At 61.5% G+C, this 12,417-nt stretch carries 16 protein-coding genes; 2 read left to right on the top strand and 14 right to left on the bottom strand.

The genetic code is table 11. The features are described from left to right. Positions 1-798: 798 nt before the first annotated feature. Complete coding sequence (locus A2J03_RS10555) at positions 799-2,688, bottom strand: CocE/NonD family hydrolase (RefSeq protein ID WP_068373155.1); 1,890 nt, start codon at positions 2,686-2,688, stop codon at positions 799-801. Between the two features lie 87 nt (positions 2,689-2,775). Beyond that, the gene (locus A2J03_RS10550) at positions 2,776-3,792 is read right to left on the bottom strand and encodes a helix-turn-helix domain-containing protein (RefSeq protein ID WP_068373152.1); all 1,017 of its coding nucleotides are present in this window, start codon (positions 3,790-3,792) and stop codon (positions 2,776-2,778) included. A 568-nt stretch (positions 3,793-4,360) separates the two neighbouring features. Here A2J03_RS10550 and A2J03_RS10545 point away from each other — a divergent pair. Beyond that, entirely contained in the window at positions 4,361-4,729 is a 369-nt protein-coding gene (locus A2J03_RS10545; RefSeq protein ID WP_068373149.1) for a histone-like nucleoid-structuring protein Lsr2, read from the top strand. A 38-nt stretch (positions 4,730-4,767) separates the two neighbouring features. Here A2J03_RS10545 and A2J03_RS31875 read toward each other — a convergent pair whose 3' ends face one another. The 12 genes from A2J03_RS31875 to A2J03_RS10495 form a co-directional block, all read right to left on the bottom strand. Then, positions 4,768-4,893: a hypothetical protein gene (locus A2J03_RS31875; protein WP_269455189.1), complete on the bottom strand. Its 126-nt coding sequence runs from the start codon at positions 4,891-4,893 to the stop codon at positions 4,768-4,770. A gap of 54 nt (positions 4,894-4,947) precedes the next feature. Continuing rightward, positions 4,948-5,115 carry a hypothetical protein gene (locus A2J03_RS30495; protein WP_155290214.1) on the bottom strand — a complete coding sequence of 56 codons (168 nt, stop codon included), beginning with the start codon at positions 5,113-5,115 and terminating at the stop codon, positions 4,948-4,950. Then, on the bottom strand, positions 5,112-5,450 hold the full coding sequence (locus tag A2J03_RS10540; protein ID WP_068373146.1) for a hypothetical protein: 339 nt from the start codon (positions 5,448-5,450) through the stop codon (positions 5,112-5,114). Before A2J03_RS10540 ends, A2J03_RS30495 begins: the two co-directional genes overlap by 4 nt. A 208-nt stretch (positions 5,451-5,658) precedes the next feature. Continuing rightward, entirely contained in the window at positions 5,659-5,994 is a 336-nt protein-coding gene (locus A2J03_RS10535; protein ID WP_068373143.1) for a hypothetical protein, read from the bottom strand. A 54-nt stretch (positions 5,995-6,048) separates the two neighbouring features. Beyond that, entirely contained in the window at positions 6,049-6,327 is a 279-nt protein-coding gene (locus A2J03_RS10530) for an urea amidohydrolase (RefSeq protein WP_068373139.1), read from the bottom strand. Then, the gene (locus A2J03_RS10525; RefSeq protein WP_068373136.1) at positions 6,324-6,857 is read right to left on the bottom strand and encodes a DnaB-like helicase N-terminal domain-containing protein; all 534 of its coding nucleotides are present in this window, start codon (positions 6,855-6,857) and stop codon (positions 6,324-6,326) included. Before A2J03_RS10525 ends, A2J03_RS10530 begins: the two co-directional genes overlap by 4 nt. A 109-nt stretch (positions 6,858-6,966) precedes the next feature. Then, positions 6,967-7,272 (bottom strand): hypothetical protein, encoded by a 306-nt coding sequence (locus A2J03_RS10520; protein WP_068373134.1) that lies wholly within the window; start codon positions 7,270-7,272, stop codon positions 6,967-6,969. A gap of 176 nt (positions 7,273-7,448) precedes the next feature. Then, positions 7,449-8,015, bottom strand: coding sequence for a hypothetical protein (locus A2J03_RS10515; protein WP_068373131.1), 567 nt, complete (start codon positions 8,013-8,015; stop codon positions 7,449-7,451). A 441-nt stretch (positions 8,016-8,456) separates the two neighbouring features. Next, a complete protein-coding gene (locus tag A2J03_RS10510; protein WP_068373128.1) occupies positions 8,457-9,332 on the bottom strand; it encodes a DUF2637 domain-containing protein in 876 nt (291 codons plus the stop codon). Beyond that, a complete protein-coding gene (locus A2J03_RS10505; protein WP_068373125.1) occupies positions 9,329-9,679 on the bottom strand; it encodes a hypothetical protein in 351 nt (116 codons plus the stop codon). The genes A2J03_RS10510 and A2J03_RS10505 overlap by 4 nt, the downstream gene beginning before the upstream one ends. After that, the gene (locus A2J03_RS10500) at positions 9,679-10,467 is read right to left on the bottom strand and encodes a ParA family protein (RefSeq protein ID WP_068373123.1); all 789 of its coding nucleotides are present in this window, start codon (positions 10,465-10,467) and stop codon (positions 9,679-9,681) included. The genes A2J03_RS10505 and A2J03_RS10500 overlap by 1 nt, the downstream gene beginning before the upstream one ends. Before the next feature lie 1,132 nt (positions 10,468-11,599). After that, positions 11,600-11,797, bottom strand: coding sequence for a helix-turn-helix transcriptional regulator (locus tag A2J03_RS10495; protein ID WP_008709982.1), 198 nt, complete (start codon positions 11,795-11,797; stop codon positions 11,600-11,602). A 138-nt stretch (positions 11,798-11,935) separates the two neighbouring features. Here A2J03_RS10495 and A2J03_RS10490 point away from each other — a divergent pair. Next, positions 11,936-12,417 (top strand): helix-turn-helix domain-containing protein (locus A2J03_RS10490; RefSeq protein ID WP_068373161.1); only part of this gene is annotated, 482 nt, incomplete at its 3' end.

The following is a 12,417-nucleotide window of genomic DNA, read 5'->3' as shown; positions in this document are numbered from 1 at the left end:
ATCGCCGTGATCTGCTCATGCTGGTCGGACTCATTTCAGTAGATCCCTATTCTAAGCGGGTCCACTGTCCGAAATCCCTGGGCCGATCAGTTCGCTCCTCTGCGGGCAACGGGACTCGTCGCCGGAGGTGTGCTTCGTGTCGGTAGGTTCGTTGCGTCAATGGTGTTCGCATTCTTCGTCGCTGCCGTGGCCGGCGCGTTGCGTGCCACCTTCTGATACTCCGTCGAAGTCTGCACGTGCCGAGCTTGCGAAGTGGGTCAGATGTTGCTCGCAGCGTGTGCACAGCTTCGCACCGCCACGTCGTAGCGCCTGTGCCGGTTCCGCTCTGAGAGTTCAACGGCCAAACTGTCGCGTGCAGTTCAGGGGCCCGAGTAAAATTCATGCCGCCTTGCGGCAGGGTTCGGTGCAACCTGCCTCGGACGAGGCCGAAACATGCCCTCGTCGTTCATCACTTGCTCGACCGTGCAGACGGCCGCGTTGTGCCCCTCTCCGCGCAGGTGCCGGTGCATCTTGCAGCGACCATAGGGCTCTACCGGTTCGCCGATCGTCTCGCGGAGCGCGGCGGTGAGGCTCATTGGAGATCGTGCGGGCGGACAGTGGTGCTGCCTCTGGATGCGGAGGATGCGCGGCGCGACGTAATCGCCATGCTCAGTGAGCACGCCGCAACCGACTCGAACCGATAATTCTGTGCACCCATGATGGATGAACTCGATCTCGTCAATTTCCCGTGTGCAGCGATTCGGGCGTCGAATCGTCGCTTACCTACCGCGCGTGCTGGGCAAATCGCGGGCAAGTTCCCTAGTCAGCGGTGGGAACTACCGGGAGCAACAGAGCCGAAGGCGTGGCTCCTCCGTGAAACACGGTCTGATTCGCTGCCTGTGGCCTCACGTCATGCAGCCATTCATTTTGACCGGTGTTGCTGTTCGGCTGCTGAAGCGGAAAGTTGCTGGAGGAGACCTGAAGACGAACACGGTGACCAGGCGCGAACCAATAGCTTGTGGGAGAAAGCTCGACCACCACGCGCTGCTGGCTATGCGGTTGCACCAACCCCTTGGAACCTGCTCGAAATCTCAAGCGCACCACCCCGTCGCAAACATTGGTCGACCTCCCCTCGATGTCGACATCGGTGAGCCTCGCAGTGAAGTCGGTGTCTACCGCTGAGGTGGAGACGAACAAGGTCACCGTGACGGGCCCCGTTATTTCGAAACCTTCTTCGAAGGGTGTGCTTGTGTAGACAAGCACATCAGCCCGGGCCTCTACTGCGGTTTGATCGAAGATCCCGGCAGGCAGATAGGCTCCTAGATGTGTCCCCCCGACCGAGGGGACTGGGTCGTCGGGGTCGTAGGTGTAGTTGTCCACGCACCCGCTCTGTGGCAACAATGCAGAGAGTGCCCCGTCACCATCGGCGGTGTTCGCTGACCCGTTGCTCTTCAGGTAAAGCGGTGTCCATTCAGTACGCGCCAGGGGCCATTCCCATTCATCCCTCCAGAGGTCGGCTCGCTGAACGTAGAGGGAAATCGGCGCGCCGCTCTCGATCTCCGATGATCCGCTGGCGTCCAGGTAGCGTGCCAACCAGTTACGAACCACATCAGGGCTAGGTCCCGGCGTCGTGCCCAACATGCCCATGCTGTCGGGCTGCTGAGCGAGCGGTGGCGTCCACGATCCGACCGGGGCATTCGAGCCGTAGTGTGTATACGGGCTGATGATTAGCCGCTGAGGGGCCAAAGCGGCACTCGCGGCGCGTACATAGTTGCGGATGGTTCCGCGTATGAAAACGTCGTGCCATCCCCCCAGGTGCAGTCCTGGGACGGGAAGCACCTCGAGCTCGTCTCCGTAGTCGAGGTAGTCCCAAAATGAGTCCTCGGGGTCAGGGTGTGCCAGCCATTGTGCAACCCAAGGCATCAGTTCTTCCAGCTGCTGATGGGTCTGCGCTGGCTCCGACGCCAGTTGCATGATCGATCGCCGGTTGGCCTCAGTGAGTGCAGTCATTCTGCGCATGAGCTCGGCCGCGTGGGCCTCCTCTCCAGCACCCAAGGTCAGCAATTCCACCAAGGTCGGGGTCGTATCGCCCTCGGCGAGTACGCGCCACCGAGGATCCCCCACAGCCAGCCCAGTTCGTGCAAGTCGGTCCGGAAGCATCAGGTTCCCTACCCAGCCGATCAAGTTCTCGGGCTGGACCACTCCACGATCGAAGTAACCGAACCCATCGAAAACTCCGCCTGTGACTCCTACGACGACACCTCTAACTGCCGGGTGCTTTGTGGTGGCAGCCAACCAGGCGAAAAGACCACCAGCAGAGTCCCCACGAAGCACTACCGCTCCGTCTGACCATGGCTGCCCGGTGATCCAGTCCAGCGTTGCAGTGGCATCTTCTTGGTCGTGTTGACCAAGGTTGAAATCTCCGTCCGATCCGTGCCGTCCGCGAACGTCTTGAGCGACGGTTGCGTAGCCCTGCGCCGCACCTGCTTGACCGACCACCTCGGCTGCCGACGCAGCTTCGGTGATTCCGTAAGGTGTCCTCATCAAGATGGTGGCGTATGGACCAGCTCCTGCTGGTAGGAAGACTGCGGTTCTCAGTTTGCAGCCGTCGGCGGCGACAATGTCGACCGTGAATCTACGGATCGGTTCGTTGTTTGCGGCTTGAGCCGGGGCCTGAGGTGACTGCTCGGCGGGTTCGAACTGCTTCATACCGTCAGTATCCGGCCGTCTGCGGCAACGGACTACCGCCATTTGGCGGATCGAAAGCCGAACTTGCGCGGACGATTGAGGCGAGAGTTACCAGTCGTTCCGTCGCGCTCTTCGCAGCATCACAGCCAGATAGGCACGCAGCCGTCCATCTGCACCTTGTACCGAGTAGTCAAGGAGGCGGCTGAGCAGCACGATGCGTTGTTGAAGCGTCGAGTGGTGAACGCCGAGTACCGCCCCTGCAGCCCTACGACTGTCCGACGTGGCCAAGGCAATAATCGTGTCCTCGACCCACCCGCAGGCAGCCGCCGCGCGGTCGATGAGTTGAACCTCCCTCAAGGCTGTTGGCGAGTCGGCGTTTTGCGCGAGAAGCTTCAGGGCACCTAAATCGTCAGCGGCGATCCGGGTCGCGCCCGATTCGCCTGTCGAAGCAGTCACGCGCAAAGCTGCGCGAGCGTCGTCGAAGGCTGCGGGCACGTCAACAACGCTTGTGGCGATAGCCCACGCAGCTCGTGCGGGCAACCCAGCCGGCCAGTCAGCTGACGCGCACAACGTGACCACAAGGGATCCCAACGGGGCAGATCGAGGCGGGAGCTTTCCGCGTCCGCCCAAGGTTACGATGACGGTGATGGGCGAAGTGCTCAGTCCTAACCGAGCGGCAACGCTGTGCCGGACCTGGGCCGACTCTGCCCGGTCTATCAGGATCTCTACGAGCCCGATATCGCTCCCGGCAAGCGATGATGTTGCTGTTCTGGACAGCACTGTCGACACCGCAGAGGCAAGGCGGTCGAGCACGTAGGGATCAGAGAACACCGCCGGCCCCAAACGATCCAGCCAGATGCTCGCGCCACTCATCCCGGGCACGGGATGCGCACCCAACGGGATCTCAAGGGTGTGAGCCTCAGTGCCGTCGCCTCTGATTACAAGAGGAAGCGTACGTCCGCCATGCACGACTCCGACTGGGCATCCTGTCAGTTCAGCCGCGCTTTTCAACAGTGCGCGTATCCCCACTCCCGCCAAAGTGAGCTGATCGAAATGATGGATGACTCGGATTGCTTGTGCGGCAACAGGATCGACGTCGTCCAACCGGCCAGCAAGATCATGCATTGGCGTATTCCTCTGACTCGAGAAAGGGTGTCAAGCGGCACCCCTTCCGAGGATGCACCCGGCCCCCAGCGTTGTCTAGTCACATCAGCCGACGTCTTGCAGACGCAGATCTGCACTGCAGCGGCGAAATGAGCCGCTTCACCGATCGAGGCCAGCCCTCAGTGGCGGGGCCACACGGGTCAGCATATTCAAAGATCAGATCGAGGCGCTCTCACTGAGCGCCGTCACGGCGTCCCCAGGCACCCAGAACCTACGTCCGAGGCCCGGTGATGCCGGCAATGACGTTGACGAAAATGAGATCTCTTCTCATAGAACGGAGCGCAGCGGAGTTCGATTCGGCGGACGCCCGCAGGGTGGCCCGGCGCTGCCCAGTTGCCCTGAACCCTTACCTGTGCGACAGCAGTCCTGCTTCTCGGCGGTGCCTGTGCGCCGGACTGCAGGAAGCGAATACGACTCGATAGCGGCTCGAACTTTGTGTCATGAAGGGTAGGGATGTCGGTGCTGGTTACGCTCATGAATAGCAACGCGGTTGCGCATTACGAATGTGTCGAGGAAAGGTTTTCCGGCTGTGGCCAAACGAGTGACAACCCAATTGGTGGACGATATCGACGGGTCGGTCATCGACGACGAGTCCGGCGAGACGATTGAATTCGCGATCAACGGCGTCGAGTACTCGATCGACCTGAAGGCGAAGAACGCGAACGAGTTTCACAAGAAGCTCGACTACTACGTCGGACACGCGACGCGAGTCGGTGGCCGCAAGCGTAAGCCCTCCCCCGCTGACGCGTCGGCCGCGACAACGGTCGGCGGATCGGGCAAGCGTGATCCGGAGCAGACGCGGGCGATTCGGCAGTGGGCATTTGATCAGGGCTACGAAATCAGCGAACGCGGCCGCATTCCGGCCGACATCGAAGAGGCATACAACGCCGCACACTGACGGGCGGCGAGCCGCCTCGTCTACGTGAGGGGGCGGCTTCATGTTCCCTCTGCTGCCCGAGCCCTGGCAGGACGGAGCGCAGTGGAGTTCGATTCGCCTGCCGCCCGCATGGCGGCCAGTCGGTCGTCGTAGTCGATGGCATCGATTCCCGATGTGCGCGACATGACGAAGGCCCGTCCCCAGGTTTGAGGGCGGGCCTTGTCAGGTAGATGGGGTTGTCAGTCAGTCGGCGGCTTGGTGTCTTTGCCTGCGGCGACGTCGCGTAGCCACTGTGGGACTGGATCGTTGTCGTACTCGCGGAGCTTGATCGAGGCTCCTGCGGCTGCGGCGCGGACCTTCCGGCGTTGCTCAGGGGTCCATGCCCGACGTGGTTCGGTGGTGGTCATGAGCGCTCCTCGCGGTCTGCTGTAGGCCCATTGTCACTGTTGTCGTCGGTTTCCGCCAGATCGTCGCTGCCGGGGTCGATGTCACGGTCCGCGATTGCTCGGAGTGTGCGACGGTCGGTCTTCGCGATGAACGGTGTCGCGGCTACGGTGCCGAACACCGTCCAGCCGAGCGCAACTTCGTCAGGGTTGTCGCTGACGGTGCGTTCGAGGCACCAGGTGATTCGTTGCCAGGATTGGGAGCGGTTGTCCGCTCGGGTGCGTTGGTTGACGGTTCCGGCGACGCCGACGACGGCGAAGACGCCGACTATGAGCGTAATCCAGGCTTGTGCTGGCACGGGCCGAGTTCCTTCCGCGTGGTGGGTTCGAAGGGCGGCGCGCTGGCGCGCTGCGCAGCACCTTCTGACATCTCGTCGAAGTTTCGTCACGTGGCGGGCTTGTGGCGTGGGCCGAACGTTGCTCAGTGCGCGGAAGCGCTCCGCGTCAACGCCGTAGCGCTGGAACAAGTTCGCTTTCGATCTGTACCGGTCGGTATAGACCGCGAATTCAGACCAGCAGGTCATACGCCCACTCGTACACCCAGCGAGGCAACTTGGGTGCATCGAATGGTGCGGTAGCGAAACTCGATCCGAAGCGCATTGCGGACTCGGGGATCGCATCGACGGTGTGGGAGCCAAAGGACCTTGCTGCGACAATCCACTGTCCACGGTGATGCACTCGGATTGCAGTCGACACTATGCACCGCCCACTGGAGTATCCGGCGGCCAGCTTGTGGCAGTCCCATTCGACGTGCTGGTTCTGCCCGAAGAAGTGTGTGAGCGTCTCGGCGAAGGACGGCCCGTAGAGGGTCCCTCGGTCGGTGTCGATGCGGATAAAGTTCATGGCGTCGGCCTCTTCGAGTAGTAGCTGCAATGCGAGCTGTGCGTTGAATGTTTCTCAGAACAGCGGAATCTGGTTGCGAGCAACGAGAACCTCGCGGAACTCTCGGAACTTGCGCAGAAGATCTGAGGCGACTGCCTCGGTGTAACCGATAGACCGCGCGACCTCGGTGAGCGTCTTGCCGGCGGCGAGCGCTTCATCTATCTCGCTCCCGGCGTCGAGGTCTTCGACTTCGTCTGTATCGAGATGCGCCACATCTGCGGCGGCCAACCGGACAGAAGCGAGGGCAGCTCGACGCCGCTCATCGCCCGCCTCTGTCTCTCTCCGCGCCGTCACAGTGCGCTGCCGCTGCGGAAGGCGTTCAGGCGGTTCGTCGCTTCACGTTGCGCCCTTCCGATTTCGACGAGCTGGTCGAACAGAAATTCTTCCGGCGCTTCCTCGGCGAGCTGCTGAATTCTGATCCCTGCGTCGAAGAAGCTACGTCGGTAACTTTCCGACAGGACCATGCCGGCGTAGTCGGTCGCCGATGCTCCGCATGCGTTCGCTGCGGTGACGTCGGTCAGTGTTCGACGCAGCCGTGCACCGCGGTGTCCGCTGGCACCCGACCGGACGAGAACGCCCAGAACACTCGCGGGGTCGTGTGGGAGGTTGTCGATGATCAGCTCCTGCACGATGCCGTACAGCTCGCGATAGACGGGATCGTGGAAATCGTTGGCCTGCAATGTCGCTGCGATGCGGGCGGCCTCGTCGGTGTCCTGCAACCACATGAGTGCGCAGATCGCCAGTGCTTCTGGCGCCGTCTCCGGACGGTCCGTCAGATCAGCGTGATCGTCGTCGGCGGGTTCGACTGCTCTCAACGGGGTCATCTGTTCGCCTCATTTCCTTTGCGGGGTCAGGTGCGGGAGAACTGGATTCGGTACTCCGGTGGCGCTGTGCTTGGTTATGCCGCGTTGGTTGTCATCGCAGAAATGTGGATCAGATGTAGAGAAGGTTCGGTGGTGCGGTGCCGTCGAACTGCTCGAGGCTGTCGAGGACGGCGTTGTAGTTCTCGGGCCTGCAGCTTCCGAGTCCGATGATGAGGGCACAGGTTCCGTCGAGTGTGACGAGGTAGGACGGCGGCGTTCCGTTGTCGGACGATGCGTGCTCGCGTGCGTCGAGGAGGGCGATACGGACGGCATCGGCGGCGGCCAGTTTCGCGCATTCGAGATTGGGTTCTGCTCCGGTCGCGGTCAGAATTTCAGGGTTGTCCTCGGGGTGTGTGGTGACGGTCCAGGTGATCATCGTTTGGTTCCTTGTCGCTCGTGCCGACCAGCTGCTTCCAATCGAGCGTCACACGAGGTCCGTAACAAAGCGTTCGCTGAGGAGACCAATCGAGCGAGGGTGTGGACAACTGTCGTGTCGAGTCAGCCTGTGGATAAACGACGTTCGGCCCCGGGGTTGGGGCCGAACGTGTGGTACTAGAAGTCGTCGAAGACATCGAGGAGTTTGGCGGGGTCGCGGCGGTAGCGGCTGCCGTCGAGAAATACCCCGACGGCAGCACGGTGAACGCGTCGGAGTTCGGCCATCAATGTGTCGTACCCGATACGGTCGGTGATGCGCCAAGTCACAGGTCCCATGTGCAGGTCTACCCAGTGGATTGTGCGACGTTGTTCGAAGCTGTAGCGGTGGTGCGGCACTGCGGTGTGTTCGGGGCTGTCGAGCCACAGGACGGAGATCGCAGCGGCACCGAATTCTGCGCCCGGTTGGGCGGGGTGAGGGGCTTGTCCGTCGGCTCCGGCAAGTGCGGCGCGGACGGTGGCGAATCCGGTGATGACTGCGGATACTGTTTCCGCGCTGCGGAAGGTCATCATGACGTGACCTAGTGCGACGATCATCTGCGCTTCGTCGGTGGCTGCGGAGGTGGCGGTGATAGTGGCCTGTTGGGGTCCGGCGACCAGGACGGTGGTGTGGGTGACGATTCCGGTGGTCCGGGCGTTGTGTGCGGCGGTGGTCCGTCGTCCTGTGCTGGAAGTATTCTGCGGCATGTCGGGCTCTCTTTCTGTTGCGGAACCGGCTCCCCCGGCCCTTTCGCTCTGCCAATTTCTTTCGCCGTCATCTGGCTCGAAGGAGAGAAGGCGGCGCACTGGACCGGCGTCCTGGCCCTGATCCGGAAAGTTTTCAGCCGCAGGCGCTTTGAAAAGTTTTCGGAGCCCATCGGGCCGGAGCAAAGCGGAGTCAGGGGTGGGTAAGACGGGTCAGGGTGTTGCATGCTCGACCGGAGCCAGATGTGCGAAGGAAATTGTTCTTTCTGCTGTGCGGAGCGCAGCGGAGCTCAATCCGGAGACCGCCGGAGGTGGTCCCAGGGCAGCGCGCGCCTCGACGCAGACTGAGCCATCCGGGCGCGACCACCTCACAGCCATAAACAGCCTGGGGTGATTGCGCGGGAGCGACGGAAAGCAACCAGGCTCGATGTCGCGGCAGCACTTCTATTGTGCGAGCATGCGATCACGCTCGCTGGCTGGCGGGTCATCGAAATCCAATTGCTCGTCCTGGTGGCCCTCGACGATCCCTGCGGTGGCTTCTTCCCACTTCCGATATCGGCGCATTGCGGTCGATGCAACCGAGCCGTCCGTTTCTCTACCGATTCGTGCCCACGACCATTCGCGGTGGGCGTGTCGGAGCCGCGCCGTTTCCGCAACTTCCGGTGTGAGGTCGTCTACTTGCAGTCGCGGCGAGTCCGCCGTGTCGACGTGTTCTCCCCGCGTTCCGTCTTCGCGCTCTGAATCATCCCGGCTCGGGCTGGGGCCTTCTTGGCTGAACTCGGTGTCTGTCCAGTCCGGCTCCTCTGTGGCAGCACTTGGAGCGAATTCCACTCTGACGGCTCCGCGGGGCGCACGAAGGATTACAGCCAGCACTTCTGTCATAGCAAGGAGCGAAATAGGCGCAATGGTGGCAATACCCGCCGACACCACGGCCGGAAGCAAAGTCGCACTCAACACCGCGTGGTACGAGTTACCCGCAATCGACGCCGATGCGGCAACACGCAAGATCGTGACGACGAAGCGTCGGCCCTTGATCGTGCGGTTGTCCGTGTGATTCGACAGCGCTATGGCTGTCACGGTTGTCGAGACGATTGCCCCGTCCAACACCACTGGAATCACCCACGCTTCGCCGGGACCTATCCCAGCCATCACCGCGAGATCACGCAACACAGCGAAACTGAGCCAGAAGGACGCCCCGGCGATGCCAACTGTCAGTGCAACGGCCGTCGCGAGGGCCCACTGCAAGATCGCTGGATGTAGCGCAACGACGTCTGACGGCTTCGTTGTCAACAGGGTTGCCGTGGAATGTGATCGGCTCATCGGATTCTCGGTCCTCTTGCGAGAGGGCCGGTTCGTTGCGGAAACGGCGCACCGTCGTTGAACCTGTTGCGCAACAACTCCAAATACTCTTCGATCGCCGCATTGACGAGATCCGACGGGCCCCGCGGCGCGCCAGGTGTTGCGGACAACGCTTCGGCTGCGTTGAGAAGATCGTCGACGGTGGACTGGTACAAGTAGTACGACCGCTTCTGTTTCGCGTTGTCCGGTGACGCCTGCGCAACGGTCTCAACCGACAAAAGAGTGTCGGGTGGCTGCTGCGCGTGCTCCGGCGGATCGACCGGGCTCGAACCAGCGAGGGCACTCTTCATACGTTCGGGGCGGGCCATCACAGGTGTCCCTTCGTGAGCAGCGCAAGAGTGTCCCGGTAGATCGTCGACAGGCTGCGAGATTGTGTTGTCCCCCAATCGACCAGACTGGTTTGGGCCTCCATCGAGTCTTTGATGACAACCCGTTTGGGAACAGCATCGCCGAGAACGTCGATGCTCGAGGCGATCTCGATCAATTGTTCCCGGCCGCTGATCGTCGCGATCTCATGAAGGTTGACGATCGCGCCCAGCATGTCGAGGTCCGGGTTGTAGCTGCGCTTGACTGCATCGATGGTGCGCAGCAATCGCGCGAGTCCGTTGGCTGAGAACAGCGCGGACTGAGTCACGACGACGGCTGCGCGCGCTGCAACAAGGGCGTTGATAGTCAGCAGATCGAGGCTAGGTGGGCAATCGATGAGGATCACGTCGTACATACCTCGTATCGCGTCGATTGCGTCGCGAAGCCGCCGTTCTCGGCCGGCACCGGCGACGACCAATTGATCGCGGACATAGGCCAGGGACTCGTTTCCCGGCGACGTGGGTACCAGGTCTACACCAGGCCAGATGGTGGGGACGACAGCATCGGCGATGGTCGCGTTCGACGACTCGGCGAGAACGTCGGCAACACCGACATCGTCGCTCGCGAGCTCGGTCTTGGTCAGGACTGTGCTGGCGTTGCCTTGCGGATCCACGTCGATAACGAGTGCTCGCTTCCCCGCTTGGGCAACGGCGTAGGCGAGGTGAAAGACGGTGGTGGTCTTGCCCACTCCGCCTTTCTGGTTGCAGAACGCAAAGATCTCAGCGGGCATGGTGGGTCTCACTTTCCATTGATGAATGGGACCAACTGGGGGTATAGCGGGAATGGGAGGTCGTGCACGCGTTGGAACCGAGGGATGTGTCGTGCCCCGTAGAAGTGTTGGATGTATTGCAGGTACGGGACGCGATTCGCGAATCGCGTCCCAAAGGCGAAAGACATGCCATAGTGGCATGAGAAGCTTTTACTACCAATACATCCCGGGCGTGAGTGATATCCCTTGTGTGCATGGGAGGTGTAACCACTGCAGGACGTATGACATCCGTCGCCAGCGAGTCATCTAAGGCACTCTTTGCGGGTAATTCAGGTATGGGACTGGCGGGCAACGCCGCAGTACCGCTAGCGGGAGCGGCCTGCACCGGCGGGCTGCTGCGCTCGTGTCCAAGAATCCAAGTGTGTTGCCCTGGTTGCATCTTCGAGCATTCTGCGTACACAACGGATACGAGCAAGAGCGCGGCAAGGATTGGAAAATCGAGGTCTGAATGACGGTTCGCCATGCCAGGCAACTCGGCGATGTCAGCATTGCAAATGGGTCGAGCACTCAACTGGTACCTCCATAGTGGTGACGTATGACAGACAAGGGACTTCGTTCGTTCCCTCCGGACCCCCCATGGCCCCTGAGCCAATTTCCACACCCACGTTGTCCGCTCCACGCCCGATAGCCCCGCGCCTCGATGGGCGCGCGGCTAATCGGTATCGCCACCCGTTCAATGATCAGTCGAGCTGGTGGTGCCTCGGGGCCGGTCTCCGAGGATTTACAAAGGGTGCACAGGCCGGCGGCAGGCTGGTGTTACGTCGGGCTCTGCCAGAAAACGACGCTGCTGCGGCACATCAGGCCTTGGCTAGGAAGTTCCGTAGCCAAGGTTTGTGCGGCGCGAGCAGAAGAACTCGACCGCGCTGTCGCGGGTCGAAACATGCGTCATCGCCCGCTCGACCCCTGACCGAAATCGAGGGCGGAGAACGGTGAATCGGCGAAATGTCTTGAATGACTTATCAAGACGCTCTATGATCGGTGGCGAAGCTCCTTCCTCACGGGTTGTGGTTTCGACGCCCTCGGCCTCGGTGCTGGTAACACTGAGACTTTCCGGGGGCGTTTCAGTTTCCTGAGGGACAGTTGGCTGTGGGCCTCACGCGACGCCTGAACTGGCGTCGGATTGCGCCTCGAGACCTTCGATGTACTCATCGATGGCCGTGTCCGGAATCAGCCGGCGCTTGCCGACCTTTACGCTCCGGATTTCTCCGGACGCGATCTTGTTGAAGAAGTTGGATCGTCCAAGTCCCGTGCAAGCCATGGCCTCGGGGACAGACAGCAGCCGTCTGGGCATCTTCAGCACCTCCACTGATTGTGTAGTAGAGCCACATCCTGGGGGACTTATTGGATCAGTCCATGTGGTTCCACCACAGAGTAGCAACTACGTACCCCACCCACAAGACGGACGAATTTTCGGCTAGACTGCGTACTCATGACGCAGTCGTGGGCGGAATCGATCGTTGCCCGGGTCGCCTCGGAAGTCCGTCGACTCCGAGGTAAAGACCACTCCGCCCTATCCGCGGCAAAGCTTGCCGACAGGACAGTCGACTTCGGATGGGGGATCTCGCGATCTGTGGTCGCAGACTTGGAGACCGGCCGCAAGAAGAGCCTGGACGTCTCGGAACTGCTCGTATTGGCTGCGGCACTCGGAGTCTCACCGGCACAGCTGGTCTTTCCAGACCTCCCAAAGGGGAGAGTCGAAGTCCTTCCGGGATTGCCGCAAGAATCTCACGATGCCCTCCGTTGGTTCAGCGGCGAAGCTGGGCTCATGCGACCGAGCTCCGAATGGACTGGAGAGGGATCCGATACTCCCCTCGACATGTGGGTCCGAGACACCTTCGACCCGAGGAACGATCGTGTTGGGATCACTCGCGAATGGCTCGACGCCCTCAACGCTATGCGTCGCGCCCGGGT

The sequence above is a fragment of the Rhodococcus sp. EPR-157 genome (assembly GCF_001647195.1).
In the GTDB taxonomy this organism is placed as follows: domain Bacteria; phylum Actinomycetota; class Actinomycetes; order Mycobacteriales; family Mycobacteriaceae; genus Rhodococcoides.
Note: the sequence above shows the minus strand (reverse complement) of the source record. Positions and strands in the feature narration are given on the sequence as shown.